Source organism: Mycolicibacterium sp. HS_4_1, from assembly GCF_054515875.1.
On record NZ_CM137261.1, the window covers coordinates 4627262 to 4648522 of the forward strand.

Annotated in this window: 18 protein-coding genes and 1 pseudogene; 8 read left to right on the plus strand and 11 right to left on the minus strand. The window is 66.7% G+C overall.

Features of this window, described 5'->3' with window-relative positions:
• The first annotated feature begins 180 nt into the window (after positions 1-180).
• The 3 genes from ACX12F_RS22325 to ACX12F_RS22335 are packed head-to-tail and all read left to right on the plus strand — an operon-like array spanning position 181 to position 4045.
• Complete coding sequence (locus tag ACX12F_RS22325; protein ID WP_459366511.1) at positions 181-447, plus strand: hypothetical protein; 267 nt, start codon at positions 181-183, stop codon at positions 445-447.
• A 59-nt stretch (positions 448-506) separates the two neighbouring features.
• On the plus strand, positions 507-2138 hold the full coding sequence (locus ACX12F_RS22330; RefSeq protein WP_459366512.1) for a S53 family peptidase: 1632 nt from the start codon (positions 507-509) through the stop codon (positions 2136-2138).
• Positions 2135-4045: a zinc ribbon domain-containing protein gene (locus ACX12F_RS22335; RefSeq protein WP_459366513.1), complete on the plus strand. Its 1911-nt coding sequence runs from the start codon at positions 2135-2137 to the stop codon at positions 4043-4045. Before ACX12F_RS22330 ends, ACX12F_RS22335 begins: the two co-directional genes overlap by 4 nt.
• Here ACX12F_RS22335 and ctaD read toward each other — a convergent pair.
• The 3 genes from ctaD to ACX12F_RS22350 form a co-directional block, all read right to left on the minus strand.
• Positions 4017-5759 (minus strand): aa3-type cytochrome oxidase subunit I, encoded by a 1743-nt coding sequence (gene ctaD, locus ACX12F_RS22340; RefSeq protein WP_459366514.1) that lies wholly within the window; start codon positions 5757-5759, stop codon positions 4017-4019. The genes ACX12F_RS22335 and ctaD overlap by 29 nt on opposite strands.
• A gap of 577 nt (positions 5760-6336) precedes the next feature.
• On the minus strand, positions 6337-7908 hold the full coding sequence (gene guaA, locus ACX12F_RS22345; RefSeq protein WP_459366515.1) for a glutamine-hydrolyzing GMP synthase: 1572 nt from the start codon (positions 7906-7908) through the stop codon (positions 6337-6339).
• Between the two features lie 9 nt (positions 7909-7917).
• The gene (locus ACX12F_RS22350) at positions 7918-8475 is read right to left on the minus strand and encodes a TetR/AcrR family transcriptional regulator (RefSeq protein WP_459366516.1); all 558 of its coding nucleotides are present in this window, start codon (positions 8473-8475) and stop codon (positions 7918-7920) included.
• 67 nt (positions 8476-8542) lie between these two features.
• Here ACX12F_RS22350 and ACX12F_RS22355 point away from each other — a divergent pair, with 67 nt between their 5' ends.
• The 3 genes and pseudogenes from ACX12F_RS22355 to ACX12F_RS22365 all read left to right on the plus strand — a co-directional run.
• On the plus strand, positions 8543-9418 hold the full coding sequence (locus ACX12F_RS22355; RefSeq protein ID WP_459366517.1) for a TauD/TfdA dioxygenase family protein: 876 nt from the start codon (positions 8543-8545) through the stop codon (positions 9416-9418).
• A gap of 69 nt (positions 9419-9487) precedes the next feature.
• Entirely contained in the window at positions 9488-10222 is a 735-nt protein-coding gene (locus ACX12F_RS22360; protein WP_459366518.1) for a beta-phosphoglucomutase family hydrolase, read from the plus strand.
• Positions 10223-10229: 7 nt separating this feature from the next.
• Positions 10230-10496, plus strand: a pseudogene (locus tag ACX12F_RS22365) (family 65 glycosyl hydrolase); the annotation flags it as partial.
• Between the two features lie 85 nt (positions 10497-10581).
• Here the strand turns inward: ACX12F_RS22365 and ACX12F_RS22370 are convergent.
• The 3 genes from ACX12F_RS22370 to guaB form a co-directional block, all read right to left on the minus strand.
• Positions 10582-12306: a GMC family oxidoreductase N-terminal domain-containing protein gene (locus ACX12F_RS22370; protein ID WP_459366519.1), complete on the minus strand. Its 1725-nt coding sequence runs from the start codon at positions 12304-12306 to the stop codon at positions 10582-10584.
• Between the two features lie 67 nt (positions 12307-12373).
• Positions 12374-13522 carry a GuaB3 family IMP dehydrogenase-related protein gene (locus ACX12F_RS22375; RefSeq protein ID WP_459366520.1) on the minus strand — a complete coding sequence of 383 codons (1149 nt, stop codon included), beginning with the start codon at positions 13520-13522 and terminating at the stop codon, positions 12374-12376.
• A gap of 38 nt (positions 13523-13560) precedes the next feature.
• Complete coding sequence (gene guaB, locus ACX12F_RS22380) at positions 13561-15102, minus strand: IMP dehydrogenase (protein WP_459366521.1); 1542 nt, start codon at positions 15100-15102, stop codon at positions 13561-13563.
• 142 nt (positions 15103-15244) lie between these two features.
• On the opposite strand from guaB, the gene ACX12F_RS22385 reads away from it, so the two are divergent.
• On the plus strand, positions 15245-15649 hold the full coding sequence (locus ACX12F_RS22385) for a DUF5319 domain-containing protein (protein ID WP_020102483.1): 405 nt from the start codon (positions 15245-15247) through the stop codon (positions 15647-15649).
• A gap of 137 nt (positions 15650-15786) precedes the next feature.
• On the opposite strand, the gene ACX12F_RS22390 is transcribed toward ACX12F_RS22385, so the two are convergent.
• From ACX12F_RS22390 to ACX12F_RS22400, 3 genes are all read right to left on the minus strand, one after another.
• Positions 15787-17013 carry an anti-sigma-D factor RsdA gene (locus ACX12F_RS22390; RefSeq protein WP_459366522.1) on the minus strand — a complete coding sequence of 409 codons (1227 nt, stop codon included), beginning with the start codon at positions 17011-17013 and terminating at the stop codon, positions 15787-15789.
• Complete coding sequence (locus ACX12F_RS22395) at positions 17006-17584, minus strand: sigma-70 family RNA polymerase sigma factor (RefSeq protein ID WP_459366523.1); 579 nt, start codon at positions 17582-17584, stop codon at positions 17006-17008. Before ACX12F_RS22395 ends, ACX12F_RS22390 begins: the two co-directional genes overlap by 8 nt.
• A gap of 88 nt (positions 17585-17672) precedes the next feature.
• Entirely contained in the window at positions 17673-18497 is an 825-nt protein-coding gene (locus tag ACX12F_RS22400) for a hypothetical protein (protein WP_459366524.1), read from the minus strand.
• A 423-nt stretch (positions 18498-18920) separates the two neighbouring features.
• On the opposite strand from ACX12F_RS22400, the gene ACX12F_RS22405 reads away from it, so the two are divergent.
• The gene (locus ACX12F_RS22405; protein WP_459366525.1) at positions 18921-19211 is read left to right on the plus strand and encodes a WhiB family transcriptional regulator; all 291 of its coding nucleotides are present in this window, start codon (positions 18921-18923) and stop codon (positions 19209-19211) included.
• On the opposite strand, the gene nicT is transcribed toward ACX12F_RS22405, so the two are convergent.
• Together nicT and ACX12F_RS22415 are read right to left on the minus strand one after the other, a co-directional pair.
• A complete protein-coding gene (nicT, locus tag ACX12F_RS22410; RefSeq protein WP_459366526.1) occupies positions 19212-20372 on the minus strand; it encodes a Nickel transporter NicT in 1161 nt (386 codons plus the stop codon). It lies immediately after the preceding gene.
• Complete coding sequence (locus ACX12F_RS22415; RefSeq protein ID WP_459370462.1) at positions 20372-21082, minus strand: DUF6390 family protein; 711 nt, start codon at positions 21080-21082, stop codon at positions 20372-20374. The genes nicT and ACX12F_RS22415 overlap by 1 nt, the downstream gene beginning before the upstream one ends.
• Between the last annotated feature and the right edge of the window lie 179 nt (positions 21083-21261).

Genomic DNA, 21261 nt, shown 5'->3' on the forward strand with positions numbered 1-21261 from the left:
TGCCCGAATTCGAATATTTGTTCGATATCGTGAGTAAACACCCACCCACCGACACGGTCAAGCTGCCGACGACTCACAACGCCGCCGTCCCAGTGCTCTGACCTGTACGCTTGTAACTGGAATAGGTCTGGAATCCCGCTCGGGCTTGGTGGACCGTTGCGCTAGTGGAAGGCATACATCGTGCGTTCGAATCGTCTGGCCCACCGCGTCACCGCTGCCGCCGGCGGCACCGCACTCATCGCCATGATCGGCCTCACCGCCGGCTGTGGCGGAGAAAAGAAAGCCCCTGAGACGCCGTCGTCCACCACCACGACGACCACGACGACGACGACATCGGCGGTCACCCCGACCGAGAAGTCGATCAACCCCAACGGCGGCAACCTGTTCACGCCGTCGGTCACTGCCAACCCGGCGCCCACCGCCACCCCGGGCACCCACCGCAACTGACCCCAGGCCCCGGTAATCCAAGGGCTCAACAGAATCCGGGTAAGCGCTACCGTTGCTATATGCCACCGCGGACTCGGACACCGTCACAGCGATGGCTGTTGGCCCTGACCCTTGTCGCCACCTTGGCTCTGGTCTTCGCCCTGCCCATCCCGGGCCGGCCGAGCGCGGCGTCAGACCTACCGTCAGGCGCCATCGACGGTCCGTTCGCGTCGCTGCTGGCCTCCTCGACCGATCTCGGACTCGCGCATCCGCAACGCGTTCGGCTCACCGCCACGCTCGATGCCGATGATCGGCCCAATGCACTGATCAATTGGGCTGATCTACAACGGCTTTCGGTCCGATGGCGGCCGGGTGACAACTGGGCCGTCATCGAAGGCGATCCCGGCGACATGGGCACCGCCTTCGACGTCCAGGTGCACGACTACCGCGGCCGGCGTGGGCAGGAGTTCTACGCCGCACCGCAACAGCCCCGGCTTCCCACCGAATTGCACGGCACGGTCACCGAATTGGGCCGGATCCTCAGCTACACGCCGCATCACGAATCCACCCCACCGCCCCGGCCGCTCGGGGTGCCCGAACGCGGCCTGACCCCGAGCCACCTGCTCAGCGCCTACCGCGCCGACAAGCTGGCCGCCGCTGGCTACACCGGTAAGGGCACCACAGTGGTGGTCTTCGCCTTCAACGGCTACGACCAGGACGACCTGGACCAGTTCGCCACCACCTTCGGCCTACCCAAATTCACCCCGATACTCGTCGGTGGGAAGCCCGGCGACGACCACGGCGAGACCACCATGGATCTCGAGGTGATCCATGCCATCGCACCCGACGCCCAGCTGGTCGTCGTCAACGCCCGTCCCACCGTCACCGGCGAAAGCGCCTATCTGAAGATCGGCGAGATGTTCGAGCAGACCGACCGCGACTTCCCCGGCGCCATCTGGAGCCTGTCGATCGGCTGGGGTTGCGACAAGCTGACCACCGCCGCCGACCTCGCGCCCGTCCGCTCGGCGTTGGCCACCGCGGAAGCACACGGCACCACGGCCTTTGACGCCAGCGGCGACCTGGCCGGACTGGAATGCAAAGGCGGCGATGACTGGGATTCACCGCCAGGCTCAAGTGATGTCGGCCTGGATTCGGTGGCGTCACTGCCCGAAATGACCAACGTCGGCGGCAGCACCCTGTCCACCGACGCCGACGGCCAATGGGTGGACGAACAGGCCTGGTTCAACGTCCCGCTCTCCCAGGGCACCGGCGGTGGGGTCTCCGCCCTGTTCGATCAACCGCGCTGGCAAGCGGCCGCGGCGACCCAGGTCGACCCGAAACGCAGCGCTGGGAAGCGCATGACACCGGACATCTCGGCCGTCGCCGACCCCTACACCGGCGTGAAAATCGTTGTCGGCAAACAGGTTGTCGTCGGCGGCGGCACCTCACAAGCGGCCCCGATCTGGGCCGGGCTGGCCGCCGTCATGAATCAGCACCTCATCGCGAACGGCGGGCGACCGGTCGGCGCTCTCAATCCACCGCTGTACCGCATCGCCACCGGCGCTCCCCACCCGGCATTCCGCGATGTCACGTTGGGCGGCAACGCCGTTGACACCGCAGGACCCGGCTACGACCTGGTGAGTGGCCTCGGCACCCCGAACCTGGAGAACCTGGCGGCCGACCTGTTGCTGTTGCAGAAGGTGACGCAATGAGCACGCAGCTCGAAGACCGGCCGATGATGGAGTGCGAGGTCTGCCAGCTGGACGTCCCGGCCGGCGAGTACTGCGGCCTGTGCGGTGCACCGCTGCGCGAACACCGCCACGACGGGCCGCACTGGCTGCGGGCCCGGTCGTTCAGCGCCGCACCCGGACAGCATCTGCTTCGCCTCTCGATCACCAGTTCGCTGTTCCCGCACCTGTCCCCGCGATCACGCACGTCGTTCATGATCGGGCTCATCGCTCTGGTGCTGGCGCTGGCCGCCACCGCGATGCTCCGCCTACCCGGCGCGCTGGTTGCGGTCGCGGTCCTGGGGCTGCCCGTGATCTTCGGAATCTATCTACGGGAATCCGAATTCAACAAAGACGCACCCCGCGGCAATCTGTGGCTCACCGCCGGTCTCGCCATCGCCCTCGGCGTCGCCTGGGCGCTGCTCACCGGAGCAGCGGTCGCGAGGTCCTACGGCATCCCGCTCGGCGCCGGCATCGCCGCAGCCCGCATGCTGCGCACCGGCGTGGGAATCACGCTCGGCGGCCTCCTGCTGATGCAGGTACCCGCGCTGGTGATCCGCCTGCTTCGGCCAGGCCATCGAGAAGCCTTGCACGGCTACGCCATCGGTGCCCACGCCGCCATCTATTTCACCGCGGCGACAACCCTGACCCGACTGGCCCCGCAGTTCGGCACGGGCATGGTCAACCGCGACCGCCCCATGCTGGGCCTGCTGGTCGAGGCCGGAATCCGCGGCCTGGCCACTCCGATCATCGCGGCCACCGTCGGCGGTCTGATCGGTGCGGCACTGTGGTTCACCCGACCACCGAACAAGGCACACCAACACCGCGGTTACGTCCGGTTGACGCTGACCCTGATCGCAGTGGTCGTCGGTGTGGTCTACGCCCTGCTCGGCCTGATCGACATGGTCCAGCTGCCCCAGCTGGCCCAACTGGCAATGTATTTCGCGCTCACCCTCCTCGCACTGCTGGCATTGCGTGTCGGACTGCACCTGGCACTCCTGCACGAAGCCCACGACGACTACAACATGGACGAGCCACTGCTGTGCGCCCAGTGCGGCCACGTGGTGCCCGACGCCCCGTTCTGCGCGGCCTGCGGTGCCGCCACCCGGGCCTCGTCGCGGGCCGCTCGCCATGGCCAGCGCAGCGATCGTCCGGTACCCGCCGACAGCATGGCGGTCGGACTCCTGCCCGGCTATTCGCTGCATGCCACGTCCTACTCGGCAACACCGACCCGAACCACGAAACGCGTTCAGGTGGCACTGGTGTTCGTCCTCGCCGCCGTGGTGGTGGCCGCGCTTCTCGTCGGCGTCTCCGGACTGCTGGAGAAGCCGGCGGTGCGCTACGTGTGCCCACCCGAGTGCGGGCATCCGCCCATGGGCCAGCCGGTGACCATCAACCCCCGGTTCACCGCACACGACGGCTCGTTCAGCGTCGCCTACCCGGCCGCCGGATCAGCCTATGAGGTGACCAAGGACGACCACGGCGTCCTGGCGAAGCTGGTGGCCGGCGACGGTGGGATGCTGCAGTTGTTCAGCCGGCCCGCGAACGGACGGCAGCCGAAAGACATTGCGAACGAGCTGATCACGTCGTCCTATCCGGACGCCAAGACCGCGTACGAAGTCCCGAACGCCATGGTGGGATACCAGGCGGGCTACGGTGTCGTCGCCGACTGGTATCCGCAGGGGGCAAGCCGCAGATTCGCCCGCATGCGGCTGCTGGTGCTGGTCGCCGTCAAGAACGACCTGGCGCTGATCGCCGCGGCGAGCGGCCCGTACCACCGCTTCGGGCCGGACTTCGGCTCCGGGAAGCCGTCCGCCGTCGGCCTGCAACTGGCCCTGGACATGGGCCAGTACGTCAACAGCTTCAGCTGGCGGGGCGACCCTCCGCGATGAGCGTCGAAGGTTCATCGGCCGTATGGCTCCGGCCGATGTGGGCTTCGGCGCGCATCCGCTCGACCATGTGCGGGTAGTGCAGCTCGAACGCCGGGCGCTCCGAACGAATCCGGGGCAGCTCGGTGAAGTTGTGCCGCGGCGGCGGGCAGCTGGTGGCCCACTCCAGGGAGTTGCCGTGACCCCACGGGTCGTCGACCAACACCGGTTCGCCGTAGCGCCAGCTCTTGAACACGTTCCACACGAAGGGCAGCGTGGATACGCCCAGGATGAAGGCACCGATGGTCGAGATGATGTTCAGCGTGGTGAAACCGTCGGTGGGCAGGTAGTCGGCGTACCGACGTGGCATACCACTATTGCCCAGCCAGTGCTGCACCAGGAAGGTGGTGTGGAAACCGATGAAGGTCAGCCAGAAATGCAGCTTGCCCAGGCGCTCGTCGAGTAGCCGGCCCGTCATCTTCGGGAACCAGAAGTAGATGCCCGCGTAGGTGGCGAAGACAATCGTGCCGAACAGCACGTAATGGAAATGTGCCACAACGAAATACGAGTCGGTGACGTGGAAGTCCAGCGGCGGGCTGGCCAGCAGCACACCCGACAGACCACCGAGCAGGAACGTGACGAGGAAGCCCGCGGTGAACAGCATGGGCGTCTCGAACGTCAACTGCCCCTTCCACATGGTGCCGATCCAGTTGAAGAACTTGATACCGGTCGGGACCGCGATCAGGAACGTCATGAACGAGAAGAACGGCAGCAGCACCGCACCCGTGGCGTACATGTGGTGCGCCCACACGCCCATCGACAGTGCCGCGATGCTCATCGTGGCGTAGACCAGGGTTGTATAGCCGAAGATCGGCTTGCGGGAGAACACGGGGATGATCTCGCTGACGATGCCGAAGAACGGCAGCGCGATGACGTACACCTCAGGATGGCCGAAGAACCAGAACAGGTGCTGGTAGAGCATCATTCCGCCGTTGGCCGCATCGTAGACGTGGGCGCCGAGGTGGCGGTCGGCGGCCAGCGCGAGCAGGGCAGCGGTCAGCAGCGGGAAGATCATCAGCACGAGGATCGAAGTGATGAAGACGTTCCAGGTGAAGATCGGCATCCGGAACATCGTCATACCCGGGCAGCGTAGGCAGACCACCGTGGTGATCATGTTGACCGCACCCAGAATGGTGCCCAGACCACCGACGGCCAGGCCGACGATCCACAGGTCGGCACCCGCACCCGGTGAGTGGACCGCATCCGACAACGGGGTATAGGCGGTCCAGCCGAAGTCCGCGGCACCAGTGGGAGTGAGGAAGCCCGACAGCGCGATCAGCGCACCGAAAACGAAAAGCCAGAAGGACAGCGCGTTCAGGCGCGGGAACGCCACGTCCGGGGCACCGATCTGCAGCGGCAGCACCAGGTTGGCGAACCCGAACACGATCGGGGTGGCGTAGAACAGCAGCATCGCCGTGCCGTGCATGGTGAACATCTGGTTGTACTGCTCATTGGACAAGAACTGCAGTCCCGGCAGGGCCAGCTCTGCACGGATGAACAGCGCCATCAGGCCACCGATGAAGAAAAAGATGAAGCAGGCGACGCAGTACATCATCCCGATCATCTTGTGATCGGTGGTGGAGACCAGCTTGTAGATCAGGTTGCCCGTAGGCCCCATACGTTCCGGGAAGGGCCGGCGGGCCTGAAGTTGTGCGACCGGAGGCGCTTCTGCCGTCATGAGAGCCCACCGACAACCGGACTTCCGCTGCGGCCCGGGCCGCTCGCCAATTGCACCACCGCCACCACCCTCTCTGCATCGCGCTGCCAGAAGGCTATTGATTGAGTGGGCCGTCAGGGCAGGGCCAAAAGTCCCAACACAGCTGAAGATCAGAAGTTGTGATGCACCCCGGGCAGCGCCGTCTGCGGCGGCGGCGCCAAAACCGACGGCGTAAAGGAATTCGGCCCCGACGGGTCGATCGACTTCTGGGTCGGTGACACAGGGACCTGCGACGATGTGGTCGTGGTCGTCGTCGTGGACGTGGTCTTGCCCGGCGGGGACTGGTTACCGCCGCAAGCAGTAGTGAGAACGCCTAGCGCAGCGATCGCACCGGCGGCCGCGACAGCCTTGGGCGCGTAGCGTCGAAATCCACTCGCGGGACAAGCAGATTCAGCAATTTGACCCATCGGAACACCTCTACGTCCTGCGTTGCCCGCAGTGCCATCGGCACGGACACCAAGCAACGCCTCTTCATGGTTCCGCGACCGGGAACCACTCTGAAAGGGACGAAGGTCATCAACCCGATAGAGCTAGGGCCTCACTCCCACTCGATGGTGCCCGGCGGCTTGCTGGTGATGTCCAGGACCACACGGTTGACCTCGGGCACCTCGTTGGTGATGCGGGTCGAAATACGTTCCAGTACCTCGTAAGGCACCCGGGTCCAGTCTGCGGTCATGGCATCCTCGCTGGACACCGGACGCAGCACGATCGGATGTCCGTACGTCCGCCCGTCGCCCTGCACACCGACCGAGCGCACGTCGGCCAACAGCACCACCGGGCACTGCCAGATGGTCTGGTCCTGGCCGGCGGCGGTCAGCTCCTCGCGCGCGATCGAGTCGGCACGGCGCAGCGTCTCCAGCCGGGGACCGGTCACCTCGCCGACGATGCGGATGCCCAGGCCGGGACCCGGGAACGGCTGGCGCCCAACGATTTCCTCGGGCAGGCCCAGTTCGCGGCCGACGGCCCGCACCTCGTCCTTGAACAGCAGTCGAAGCGGCTCGACGAGTTTGAACTTGAGGTCTTCAGGCAGGCCGCCGACGTTGTGGTGGCTCTTGATGTTCGCGGTACCGGTGCCGCCGCCGGATTCCACGACGTCGGGGTAGAGCGTGCCCTGGACGAGGTACTCGATCCCAGAATCAGGCGCGGCCTCGCTGTCCACCAAAATGTCGCGCACCGCACCCTCGAACGCGCGGATGAACTCGCGGCCGATGATCTTGCGCTTGCCTTCCGGGTTGGTCACCCCGGAGAGCGCGTCGAGGAAGCGGTCGGCCTCGTCGACGGTGACCAGTTTGGCGCCGGTGGCGGCGACGAAGTCGCGCTCGACCTGTTCGCGCTCACCGGAGCGCAGCAGGCCGTGGTCGACGAACACGCAGGTCAGCCGGTCGCCGATGGCGCGCTGCACCAGCGCGGCGGCCACCGCCGAGTCGACGCCGCCGGACAGTCCGCAGATGGCCTGGCCATCGCCGATCTGCTCGCGGACCTGCTCGACCAACTGGTCGGCGATGTTGGCGGCGGTCCAGGTCGCGCCGATACCGGCGAAGTCGTGCAGGAACCGGCTGAGCACCTGCTGGCCGTGCGGGGAGTGCAGCACCTCGGGGTGGTACTGGACGCCGGCCAGCTTGCGGGCCCGGTCCTCGAATGCGGCGACCGGAGCGCCGGGGCTGCTGGCCACCACGTCGAACCCGGCGGGCGCCGCGGTGACCGCGTCACCGTGGCTCATCCACACCGGCTGCGTGTCAGGCAGCCCTGAATGCAATTCTCCGCCAGCGACTTTCAGCTCGGTCCGGCCATATTCACTGGTGCCGGTGTGCGCCACGGTGCCGCCGAGTGCCTGGGCCATGGCCTGGAACCCGTAGCAGATGCCGAACACCGGGACCCCGAGGTCGAAGATTGCCGCATCCAGTTGCGGAGCACCCTCGTCGTAGACGCTGGACGGGCCACCGGACAGCACGATGGCCTGCGGGTTCTTGGCCTTGATGTCCTCGACCGTCGCCGTGTGCGGCAGGACCTCGGAGAAAACCCGCGCCTCCCGGACCCGGCGGGCGATCAGCTGCGCGTACTGCGCGCCGAAATCGATGACCAGGACGGGCTGTGATGCTGGTGTTTGCACCCGCCCAGTCTAGTGGTGGTCGTCCGGGGGCTCAGCCAGCCGCTCGGCCGCCGCGCCCACGGCCGCACGAACCTCGTCGTCGGTCATCTGACCGAGCCCCAGCGCCGGCCGCAAGAACGGCCCGAGCAGCCGCCAACCCAGTTGCAGCGCAATGACGTTCCCCACCGCGAGCCGGGCCTGGTTCTCGTCGGCGTAGCGAGGCAGGAAGTCGTCGAGCAGCCGCGTCATGTTGGGAAATGTGGTCTGCAACTCCCCCACCGGGTAGCCGTCGAGCGCGGCCCGGGCGATCACCCGCAGCTGTTGATCCAGCGCGGCGTCGATCACCTCGGCCGGCGCCTTCGCCTCGATCAGCTCCCTGAGCCGCTGGCCGAGGTGGTCCAGTACCGCTCCGACCAGCTTTTCTTTGGACCCGAGGTGCCGGAACACCAGCCCGTGGTTGACGTTGGACTTCGCGGCGATGTCCCGAATCGACGTCGCCGCAGGTCCGCGGGCGGCGAACAGCTCGGATGCGGCCTCGAGCACGGCAGCGACGACTTCGTCCCGGCCCACTGGCACACCCGTAGTCATGTGGCTACACTAGCGTCCATGCGCTGTAGTCAAGTGACTACAGCGCTAATCCTCGGAAAGGAATCTGATGGCCTCCGCACTCACCGTCACCAAACTGACCAGCAAGATCGGTGCCGTCGTCGACGGCGTGCGACTGAGCGGTGACCTGTCCCCCGAGACCGTCGCCGAGATTCGCGCCGCGCTCCTCGAACACAAGGTCGTCTTCTTCCGCGACCAAGACCAGCTCGACGACGCACAGCAGCAGGCCTTCGGGGAACTGATGGGCGACCTGGTCGGACATCACTCGATGAAGAGCGCCGACGCACCGAAGATCGCCCCGATCGACTCGGAGTACGGCAAGGCCACCCGCTGGCACACCGACGTCACGTTCATGCCCGACTATCCCTCGGCGTCGATCCTGCGCGCGGTCACCCTGCCCACCTACGGCGGTTCCACCCTCTGGGCCTCCACCGCCGCGGCCTACGACGCGCTGCCCGCGCCTCTCAAGGCGCTGGTCGAAAACCTCCGGGCCATTCACTCCAACCGGTTCGATTACATCAAGGACGTCATCGATGTCCGGGGACTGAGCGACGAACAGCGCGGCTACATGGAAGCGTTCCAGAAGCCTGACTTCCGCACGGAGCATCCGGTGGTGCGCGTTCACCCCGAGACCGGCGAACGCACGCTGCTCGCCGGCAATTTCGTCCGCGGCTTCGTCGGCATGGACAGCTACGAGTCAGCTGCGCTACTTGAGCTGCTGCAGCGCCGAATCACCATGCCGGAGAACACCGTTCGCTGGGATTGGCAGGCCGGAGACGTCGCGATGTGGGACAACCGGGCCACCCAGCACCGCGCCGTCGACGACTACGACGGCCAGCACCGGCTGATGCACCGTGTCACGCTGACCGGTGATGTCCCGGTCGACGTCCACGGGGCACCGAGCCGTGCGATCAGCGCGGCGTAGCGCCGACGAATAACCGGGCCGAAAAGCGGGAAAGGACATAGCAGGACCACTCCCACCGAAAGAGCAACCATGCTGGGTCTCCCCGAAGCCGTACACGCCTGCCTGTTCGACCTCGACGGTGTCCTGACCGACACCGCGAGCGTGCACAAGAAGGCCTGGAAGGCGATGTTCGACGCCTACCTGCGGCAACGCGCCGAACATAGCGGCGAACACTTCGTCCCGTTCGACAGTCACGACGACTACCTGCGGTACGTGGACGGCAAGCCGCGTGCCGATGGCGTCCGGTCGTTTCTGCGCAGCCGTGGCATCGACCTCCCTGACGGCAACCCGGACGACCCGCCGGACGCCGAGACGGTGGCCGGCCTAGGCAACCGCAAGAACCAGATGTTCCAGAAGGTGCTGCACGACGAAGGTATCGAGGTGTTCAGCGGGTCTCGGCGATATGTGGAGGCGGTTACCGCCGCCGGTCTCGGCGTCGCCGTCGTGTCGTCGAGCGCCAACACCCGTCAGGTGCTGGACGCCACCGGGCTGTCTCAGTTCGTCCAGCAGCGCGTCGACGGGCTGACGCTGCGGGACGAGCACCTTGCGGGTAAACCCGCACCGGACTCATACCTGAGGGCGGCACAACTGTTGGGTGTCGAACCGGCGGCGGCCGCAGTGTTCGAAGACGCGTTGGCCGGCGTCGAAGCGGGACGAAACGGCCGGTTCGGTTACGTCGTCGGCGTGGACAGGGCCGATCAAGCCGCGCAGCTGCGCGACAGCGGCGCCGACGTCGTGGTCACCGACCTGGCCGACCTGCTGTAGGCCGACGATGATCACCCAGGACGCATTTCCCGTCGAGCCATGGCAGGTCCGCGAGACGCGGCTGGATCTCGATCTGTTGGCGCAGTCGGAATCCGCATTCGCATTGTCCAACGGGCACATCGGCTTTCGCGGGAATCTGGACGAAGGCGAACCGCACGGACTGCCCGGTGTCGACTACTACGAGCGGCGCACCGTCCGGGACTCCACCCTCGCAATCCGGCATGCCGGCGCCGACCTCACCCTGAGTACCCGCGAGCCGACCGTCGTCGACGTCAAGCCGCGACAGTCACTGCTGCCCCCGCCGCCGCAACCGCCCGGGCGGGCACCTACTCACCGGCGTTTGCACACCGCCTGAGCCGTCAGACCGGGGTGATCGGCAACCGGCGCAGTGCGCCGGGAGCCTCGGCCGGCACGACCGGACGGTCCGGAGCCACCGGCTCAATCCGCCGGTACGGCTCGCCCTGGGCCGGACGCGCGTCGTCCTGTCCCTTGTTCGGCCACAGCGACGCCGCCCGCTCGGCCTGCGCCGCAATCGAAAGCGACGGGTTCACACCGAGATTCGCCGAAATCGCGGCGCCGTCGGTGACGAAAAGTGTCGGGTAGTTGTAGACGCGGTGGTATGGGTCGATGACGCCGGTCGCCGCACTGTCACCGATCGCCGCGCCGCCCAGGAAGTGGGCGGTCAGCGGGATGTTGAATAACTCGCCCCAAGTGCCGCCGGCGATGCCGCCGACCTTCTCGGCCATCCGCCGGGTTGCCTCGTTGCCGACCGGGATCCAGGTCGGGTTGGGCTCGCCGTGGCCCTGCTTGGACGACATGATCCGGATGCCACCGGGCCCGCGCTTGGTGAAGGTGGTGATCGAGTTGTCGAGGTGCTGCATCACCAGCGCGATCACTGTGCGCTCGCTCCAATGCTGGGGGTTGAGCAGGCGGATCAGCTCACGCGGGTCCTCGCCGGCCTGGTTCAGGAACTGCTTCCACCGCGGCACGTCGGTGCCCTGCGGGCCGGCGCCGTCGGTCATGAGCGTCTGCAACATGCCCATCGCGTTGGAGCCCTTGCCGTACCGCACGGGTTCGATGTGGGTGTCCGGCGTCGGGTGGATCGACGAGGTGATGGCCACGCCGTGCGTCAGATCCATGTCCGCGGGCACCTCGCGGGTCTGGGCGCCCACGATGGACTCGGAGTTGGTCCGGGTAAGCACGCCGAGCTTGTCCGACAGCTTGGTCAGCTTGCCGGTATCGCGCACCTTGAACAGCAGCTTCTGGGTGTTGTACGTACCGGCCGCGACGATCAGGTACTTGGCGGTGAAGGTCCGCCTGCCGCGGCGTACCCGGCCGTTGGTGCGGCGGGTCGCCACCTCCCACAGCCCGTCACCGCGCTGCTGGAAGCTGGTCACCGTGGTCAGCGGATGTACCTGCGCCCCAGCCTTTTCCGCAAGCCCGAGGTAGTTCTTCACCAACGTGTTCTTGGCGCCGTGCCGGCAGCCGGTCATGCACTCGCCGCACTCGATGCAGCCGGTGCGCGCCGGGCCCGCCCCGCCGAAGTAGGGATCCGGCACCGTCTTGCCCGGCGTCTTCTCACCGTCGGGTCCGAAGAACACGCCGACGGGCGTCGGCACGAACGTGTCGGCGCAGCCCATGTCCTCGGCGACCTCTTTGATGATCTTGTCCGCGTCGGTGAACGTCGGGTTCTTGACCACGCCGAGCATGCGCTGAGCCTGCTCGTAGTGCGGCATCAATTCGGCGCGCCAGTCGGTGATGTTATTCCACTGGGGGTCGTTGAAGAACGGGTCCGGCGGGATGTAGAGCGTGTTGGCGTAGTTCAGCGAACCGCCGCCGACGCCCGCACCGGCCAGGATCATCACATTGCGCAGCAGGTGGATGCGCTGGATGCCGTACATCCCGAATTTGGGCGCCCACAAGAACTTTCGCAGGTCCCATGAGGTCTTGGCGAAGTCTGCGTCGGAGTACCGGGGGCCGGCCTCCAACACGCCAACGCGGTAACCCTTCTCGGTGAGCCGGAGGGCGCTGACGCTGCCTCCGAAACCCGAGCCGATGATCAAGACGTCGTAGTCAGGCTCCATGGCAGAAGTATGGACCTACCGCTCGGTAACCAGCTACCAAGGTATGCCTAAGTCGCTACCGCCGGTACTAGCTACCGACGGTGAGCCCTACCTTCTGGAACTCCTTGAGGTCGCAGTACCCGGCCTTGGCCATCGACCGGCGCAGACCGCCGACCAGGTTGACCGAACCGAACGGGTCGTCGGACGGACCATTGAGTACCTGGTCGAGCGACGGACGGTCGCCGAGCGCGACCTGCAGCAGCGCTCCGCGCGGCAGCGACGGGTGCGCGGCGGCCGCCGGCCAGAACCAGCCGTCGCCGGGCGCCTCGGCGGCAGCGGCCAAGGGGGTGCCGAGCAGGACCGCGTCAGCGCCGCAGGCGATGGCCTTGGCCAGGTCGCCCGAGGTGTGGATGTCGCCGTCGGCCAGCACGTGCACGTAGCGGCCGCCGGTCTCGTCGAGGTACTCGCGGCGGGCGGCAGCCGCGTCGGCGATCGCCGTCGCCATCGGCACGCTGATGCCCAGGACCTCGTCACTGGTCGTCGCGCCGTAGGTCGAGCCATAGCCGACGATGACACCCGCCGCGCCGGTGCGCATGAGGTGCAGCGCGGTGCGATGGTCGAGCACACCACCGGCGACCACCGGCACGTCCAGCTCGGAGATGAACGTCTTCAGGTTGAGCGGCTCGCCGTCCTGGGCCACCCGCTCAGCCGAGATGATGGTGCCCTGGATGACCAGCAGGTCGATGCCGGCCGCGACCAGCGTCGGGGTCAGTGCCTGGGCGTTCTGCGGGCTGACGCGCACCGCGGTGGTGACACCGGCTTCACGAACACGTGCCACGGCGGCACCGAGCAGCTCCGGATCCAGCGGGGCCGCGTGGAGCTGCTGAAGCAGCCGGACGGCCTCCCTGGATGCGAGGCCGGGGTCGCCTTCTTTTTCCGCCAGCTCGACCACCTGGACAAGCTTGTCCTCGACGTTGCGGTGCCGGCCGATCAGACCTTCACCGTTGAGCACGCCGAGCCCGCCGAGGCGGCCCATCTCGATGGCGAACTCGGGCGAGACCAGGGAGTCGGTCGGGTGCGCCAGGACGGGAATCTCGAAGCGATAGGCGTCCAGCTGCCAGGCCGTGGACACGTCCTGGCTCGAGCGGGTGCGCCGCGACGGCACGATGTTGATGTCGTCGAGTTCATAGGTACGACGAGCGGTCCGGCCCATGCCGATTTCAACCATGTCGCGCATGTGTGTAGTCGTTTCCTGTCAGTTGGCGCGCCTGTCGGTCAGCGCGAGGAATAGTTCGGTGCTTCGACGGTCATCGTGATGTCGTGCGGGTGGCTTTCCTTCAAGCCCGCCGCAGTGATCTGCACGAACTGCGCCTGCTGCAGTTGTTCGATGGTGGCTGAGCCGGTGTAGCCCATGGCGGCCCGCAGACCGCCGGTGAGCTGGTGGATCACTGTCGACAACGGACCGCGGAACGGCACTCGGCCCTCGATACCCTCGGGCACCAGCTTGTCTTCGGAGAGCACATCGTCCTGGAAGTAGCGGTCCTTGGAGTACGACTTGCCCTGACCGCGGCCCTGCATGGCGCCCAGCGATCCCATTCCGCGGTAGCTCTTGAACTGCTTGCCGTTGACGAAGATCAACTCGCCCGGCGATTCGGCGGTTCCGGCCAGCAAGGACCCAAGCATCGCGGTCGAGGCGCCGGCGGCCAGCGCCTTGGCGATGTCGCCCGAGTACTGCAGACCACCGTCGGCGATCACGGGCACGCCGTAGGGCTTGGTCGCCGCCACAGCTTCCAAGATCGCCGTGATCTGCGGAGCGCCGACACCGGCGATCACCCGGGTGGTGCAGATGGAGCCGGGGCCGACACCCACCTTGACCGCGTCGGCGCCGGCCTCGCACAGCGCGGCGGCAGCGGACCGGGTGGCGACGTTGCCGCCGACCACCTCGACCTTCTCGCCGACGGCCTTCTTGAGACGGGCCACCATGTCCAGCACCCCGCGGTTGTGGGCGTGCGCGGTGTCCACGATCAGGATGTCGACACCGGCGTCGGCCAGCGTCATGGCGCGGGTCCAGGCGTCGTCACCCACGCCGACGGCGGCACCGACCAGCAGACGGCCGTCGCTGTCCTTGGTGGCCAGCGGGAACTGCTCGGTCTTGACGAAGTCCTTGACGGTGATCAGCCCGGTGAGCTTGCCGTGTCCGTCGACGATCGGCAGCTTCTCGATCTTGTGCCGGCGCAGCAGGCCCAGCGCGGCCTCGGCGGAGACACCCTCCTGCGCGGTGATCAGCGGAGCCTTGGTCATCACCTCGGCAACCGGCTTGGCCTGGTCGACCTCGAAGCGCATGTCGCGGTTGGTGATGATGCCGACGAGCTGCCCGTTCTTGTCCACGACCGGCAGGCCCGAGATCCGGAAGCGGGCGCACATGGCGTCCACCTCGGCCAGCGTGTTGTCCGGCGAGCACGTCACCGGATCGGTGACCATGCCGGCCTCGGACCGCTTGACGGTCTCGACCTGGGCGGCCTGCTCACTGGCCGGCAGGTTGCGGTGCAGCACACCCATGCCACCGGCGCGGGCCATCGCGATGGCCATGCGCGACTCGGTGACAGTGTCCATCGCCGAGCTGACCAGCGGCACCCGCAGCCGGATGTTGCGCGTCAACTGGCTGGACGTGTCGGCGGTGGCTGGGATGATGTCGGATGCCGCGGGCAGCAGGAGGACGTCATCGAAGGTCAGCCCGAGCATCGCGACCTTGGTCGGATCGTCACCGCCGGTCGGCACCGGAACGGAGATGGGAACGCTGCTTTCAGCGATCGACATGGGTGGGGCCTCCAGGGCAGACACAGTCGTGGAACTAAAAAGCCATCCTATCGGCCCAGACTGTGTGCACCGAACCCGCTGTGCAGCGGCACGCCGGGGTAACGGCTGGCGCATCGACAGGGGGGATAAGTAGGGTGGAGCTGTGCGTGACCACCTGCCACCGGGCTTGCCACCCGACCCGTTCGCCGACGATCCCATGGACCCGTCGGCCGTTCTGGATGCGCTGGAGCCCGGACAGCCCCTGGACCCGCAGGAACGCATGGCCGTCGAGGCCGATCTCGCCGATCTGGCGGTGTACGAAACACTCTTGGCGCACAAGGGTATTCGCGGTCTCGTCGTCTGTTGTGACGAATGCCAGCAGGACCACTACCACGACTGGGACATGCTGCGGGCCAACCTCCTGCAGCTGTTGGTCGACGGCACCGTCCGCCCCCATGAGCCCGCCTACGATCCCGAGCCTGATGCTTACGTGACGTGGGACTACTGCCGCGGCTACGCCGATGCATCGCTCAACGAGGCGACCTCCGAGCACGACGGCTACCGCTGATTCTTTCTGTTGACGTGCCGGACATCACGTTCAGCGCGTTTGCGGTTGATCTTGCGCTGAGGGCGTAAAAGATCGAGTAAGCAGCACCCCTATTACAGGGTCAACGACTCAACACGCCGGGCCAATGACCGCGTGAATCAGTGCTGCCCGCGCCCTGATCCGGACGGCGCGTCCGTCGTGGTCGTGACCGACCGCTCCCGCGTCGGCTCCTGCTGCTGCGTTTCCTTGGTCGACGGGGCGACCGACGCCGTCTGCGCCGGTGTGGTCACCGAGGGCGATGTGACAGTCGGGGCGACGGTCGTGACCGTCTGGGCGGGCGCCGGGTTCTGTGTCGGCGACGGCGCAACCGTGGCCGTGGGCGTGGGCGACGCCATGGCCGGGTTGGTGACGACGGGTTCGCTCGACGGCACGGTTGCGGAATGGGTCGCAGTCTCAGTGGACGGCACCGACGATGGCGCAGAAGTGGTCGTGGCCGTGGATGCCGATGTCGATGTCGACGTGGCCGTCGAGCTGCTCGACGTCGTCGGCGACGTAGAACTCGTCGGCTCGGTCGGGGACGTCGTGCTCGTCGTCGTATCCGACGGCGACGTCGACGCAGTGGACGACGTCGTGGTTGTGGACGACGTCGCGTCCGACGACGAGGTGGTCGTCGATGAGCTGGACGTCGTGCTCGAAGAGGTCGACGTCGTCTCGACCACCGGGACCGGCAGCAGCGTCAGCGGCGAGGACGGGAGGACCGGCAACGGCTCCCCCGGCGGCGGCAAAGTGGCCGCGGGATTCTGCTCAACCACCTTGTAGGTCAGAGCATTCCACTGCTGGATCAGCTGTTGCTTGTGCTCCGGGGTGTCGACGCTCTGCACTTTCGGGCTCAGGGCCTGCAACTTGTCCTGCGCCTGCTGCCACTGACCGTTGTCGATCAGCTGCTGCACCTGTTGCATCTCGGTCTGCGCGGCCAGCATCACCTGGTCGTCGCGGCTGGCCTTGTCGGTGCCGAACATCGCGGTGTGCAGGCCGTACAGCGAGGAGTTCGGTCCGGCGGCGTAGATCGCGGTCCCGAAGCCGCCGAGGCACAACAGTGCCGCGGCAACCGACCCGACGATCGTCAGCGAGGTCCGGGATTCCTTGCGGTGCAACCCACTCTGCAGGGCCGCCACCGCGTCGCGGGCCGTGACGGGCGTCGTCACCGCGGGTTCACGGATGCTGTCGCGCCAGTCGGCGAACAGGAACGCGAGCTCGGCTTCCGTGGAGTCCGTCGAGTACGCATGCTGGTCGGCGGCGAGCGCGTCGAAGAATCGGTCGACCCGCCGAACCTCGTTGAGCGAGGGATCGCCGCCATTGGGCGACCACTGTCCGGAGTCAGGCATGTCCACGCTCCGTCGAACCGATCTCAGCCTTCAACCGGGCCAGTGCCCGATGCTGAGCCACGCGGACCGCGCCGGCAGTGCTGCCGACGGCCTCGGCGGTCTCTTCGGCGCTCATGCCGACGACGACGCGCAGAATCAGGATTTCGCGCTGCTTCTCGGGCAGCACCGCCAGCAACCGGTTCATCCGGGCAGCCGCGTCGGCATCGATGGCCATCTGCTCCGGACCCAGTTCGTTCGACGGGCGGTCCGGCAGATCATCGGTGGCTTCAGCCCGGTTGCGGCCCGCGGCGCGATGCGCGTCAGCAACCTTGTGAGCGGCAATGCCGTACACGAAAGCCAGGAACGGCCGTCCCTGGTCCTTGTACCGCGGCAGCGCCGTGATCACAGCTAAACACACCTCCTGAGCCACATCGTCTGCGGAAACACCCTGTCGTTCACCGACCCCGAACCGCGCGCGGCAGTACCGAACGACGATCGGGCGGATGGTTTCCAACACCTTGCGGAGCGCATCACGATTGCCGGCAACTGCATCAGCAACGACGGCATCGAGACCATCTCCCGAAAATGTCATCGTGGGCGCATTCTCCAGCGTTACGGACGAGGCGTTGCCGTGGTTGGTATGTCAGGTCAACATTAATGACTGGCGCGGGCGGTCAGATTCATCCCGCCCATCGCCCACCCCGTTCGCGGACGGTGGTAGCCGCGGCGTCGCGGATCTGGGCGATCGATTCCGGGCTGTGCGCGGCGCTGCCGATATCGCTCAACAAACAGCCCAATGCCCAGGTCAGCGGCACCAAGCCGAACTGCCGGGCACGGTCCAGCGCGCTGTCGCCGACCCGGCGGGAGTCGTCGAGCCGACCCGCACTGCACAGCGCCGCCGAATACACGACGTCGGTTTTCACGGCGTGGCGCGGCGACCCCAGGTCACCGACGAGCTCTCGAGCGCGCTCGGCATGACCGACGGACTCCTCGCCCCGACCACTGACCATGGCCAATTCAGCGCTGACCCACGCCAGCCGAACGCGCTGGCGCGGCACCCCGCTGTTTTCGGTCTCGGCCGCGGCCCGCTCAAGCAGCCGGTGCGCCACCCCGAAGCGGCCGATCCCGAGGGCGTCGGCAGCCAGACCGACGAGCGCGTCCGCCCGCGCCTGCGCGGCGTGAGGTTGGTGGGCAACCAATGCCCACGCCCGACCGTCGGCGATCCGGGCCAGGCGGTGCCAGCCGAGCTGCCGGAGAAACGAGGCGCGGGTGCTGTGCGCCAGCGACAGCAACGAACCGCGAGCTCGCCGCGACACCGAGTCGAGGTCCGCGACCGCGACCGCGTAGTACCCCTGACCGCCCGCGGCGACGGCGCGCAGCCACAGCTCGTCGACCGAGCGCGCCGCCGGCAGCGGCCAACACGGCAGGTCGTTGCCAAATGCGGCGTCATATAGACGGACGGCTGGCTGGTCGGCAGACAGCGTCGTAGTACCGGTTGCGGTCATCGAGTCAGCACGGTATCAATGCGGCCCCGGCGCTCGGCGGCGTTCTCTCGCGCTGCGGGTTCGGCGGCTTTCGTTAATAATTAATGCTCGTCGTGTTAACAGGATGTCAATTACATCCATTTCGGCCACAAATTGACCGATGTGGCGAACTCGCGCGAACTGCTGAAACACGGTGCTTTCGGCTGCGGTGGATCATATCGGGACCAGCCGTTTCGTTTCCAAAGCGTCGCGAAGATGAACGAGATGTAAATTGTTGACCTGCGCTTATGGGGTTTCGCACAGCGCGTGGCTATTGACGGAATTTGCCGAATCCTTCTACGTTGTGTGCACGAGATGTCATCGGCGACAAGTGCTCGGGTCATTTGCAGATCGACGCGCATCCACAGATTGCGAATAGGACGCGCGGGGAGGAGTCATTTCCCAATGCCACAGCCTCAGCAGCTTCCCGGACCCAACGCCGATATGTGGGATTGGCAGATGCACGGCACTTGCCGGGGCGTCGACTCCGCGGTGTTCTTCCATCCCGATGGCGAGCGCGGCCGGGCTCGGGCCCAGCGCGAAATGCGCGCCAAGGAGATGTGCCGGGCCTGCCCGGTGATCACTCAGTGCCGGTCACACGCACTGGCCGTCGGCGAACCGTACGGCATCTGGGGCGGGCTCAGCGAAAGCGAGCGTGAACTGTTGCTGAAGCGGGGCATCCGCCGCGCGTCGTGATCAACAATGTCCGCCTGCGGCCTCACCCGTCCGGGTGGGGCCGCCCGCATTCGGTCTAGGTGCGGTCCACTCGATCGAAGCTACCGAAGGGCCGGCCGACCACTTGGCCTCGATCTTGGCGTAGCGCCAAATCAGCAGGGCACCGATCCAGGTGATCACGAACAGCCCGACAATGACGAAGCCGAGCAGGTTGAAGTCGAGGCCGTTGATCCAGCCCCAGAACCCGCCCCTCCAGCCCAGCTGCTGAGCCAGCAGGCCGAGCAGCTCGATGCCGCCGACGATGAGCGCTACCGCGATGGACAGGCCCGTGATGGTGATGTTGTAGTACACCTTGCGGACCGGCTTGAGAAACGCCCAGCCGTAGGCGAAGTTCATGAATGTGCCGTCGGCGGTATCGAGCAGACTCATGCCCGCGGCGAACAAGACCGGCAAGCACACGATGGCGTACCAGGGCAGCCCGGCCGCCGCACTGGTGCCGGCCAGTACCAGCAGCGCGACCTCGGTGGCGGTGTCGAAACCCAACCCGAACAGCACGCCGACCAGGTACATCTGGCGCGGTTTGGTGATCGATTTCATGAGCCCGCCGAACACGCGGTTCAGCAATCCCCGCTTGTCGAGCAGGTCTTCGAGTTCTGCTTCGTCGTAGGTCCCGGAACGCATGTCGCGGAACACCTTCAATGTTCCGCCGAGAATGCCGATGTTGACGGTCGCGATGAGAAGCAGGAAAACGCCCGAAATGCCGGTACCGATCAGACCGGTGTAGTGGTGCAACGCGGAACCATCGCGGATGGCGCCGATGACCGCCTTGACTCCCGTCGAGAGCAGCACCGCGAGCCCGAACACGACCGTGGCATGCCCAAGGGAGAAGTACAGCCCGACCGACAGCGGCCGCTGGCCGTCGGCCATCAACTTGCGGGTCGTGTTGTCGATCGCCGAAATATGGTCTGCGTCGAAGGCATGCCGCAATCCGAGTGTGTAAGCGGTCATGCCGACGCCGAGCCCCAGCGCCTTGCCTCCCAGATCGAAGTGTTGCGGAACCACGAGTGCCACCAGCGTGAGCCAGCCGATCAGATGCAGCGCCACGACCACGCCGACCATGGCCCCCAAACGCCACCACTCAGCTCTGGTCAGCGCCGCCCATCGAGACCGACTCATCGCCATCAGCCCCGCGCCAGCCGTTGGTTGGTCAGGACGAGCTGACGCCGGGTGCTGTCCTCCAACGCACGACACTGGTCGGGCGTCAGCCGCCCACACACTCGTTCCCAGTGCACCGCGACCTGATCGCCGACCGCCACGTCGGGTACCGCGCTGTAGCCGTCCCCCCATACCTCCAGGTACCGCGGCGACGGCTCGGACAGCCGGAGTTCGCGGCCGTCCCACAGCAGCCGGCGTGCCTCTGCGCCGATCCTGTCGCCGGTCCGAGAAATCACCGTCGCCCACGTGATCCGGCAGTTGTCCAGGACGCGTAGGGGCTGCTCGTCCTTTCCGCGGCCGAGCAATCGCGACCACGGATACACCCCGAACACATGGAAACAATGATTGGCCGCGGCCTCACCGGCCAGGTCCGCGGTCAGATACGACCAGTAATGACCTACCAGCGGCCCGATGACGGCCAACAGATGACTCGCGAAATCACCGGAATCCAGCGCGGCGGCGATACCGCCTCCCAGCCAATAGGATTCGACGAGGCGCAGGTCCAGCGGGTCGGAGATGCCGGTCATCCTCGACAGCACTTCGAGGTATGGCCACGCACCTGAGAAGCTGCGGGCCGCGTCCCGCACTTGATCGGCGGAGGCGTTGCGCATCGAGGCCAGCGCCGCCGGGCCGCAATAACCAAGATGGTTGGGGGCATAGGCGTAGCGGGCGAACATCTCGACGCCCCGGTTGTCCGGGGCCCGCGGAGTTGCCGCCGACGGCGTCACTTCAGCTGACCGTCACCTTGCCGGGGCACATGGCATCCTCCTTCGCGTCGGCCAACTATCAGGCTAGTTTCGTCCTGCCGCGGCGGACAATGGGCGTAGCGTTGAAAGACGTTCCGGCGACCGGGCGG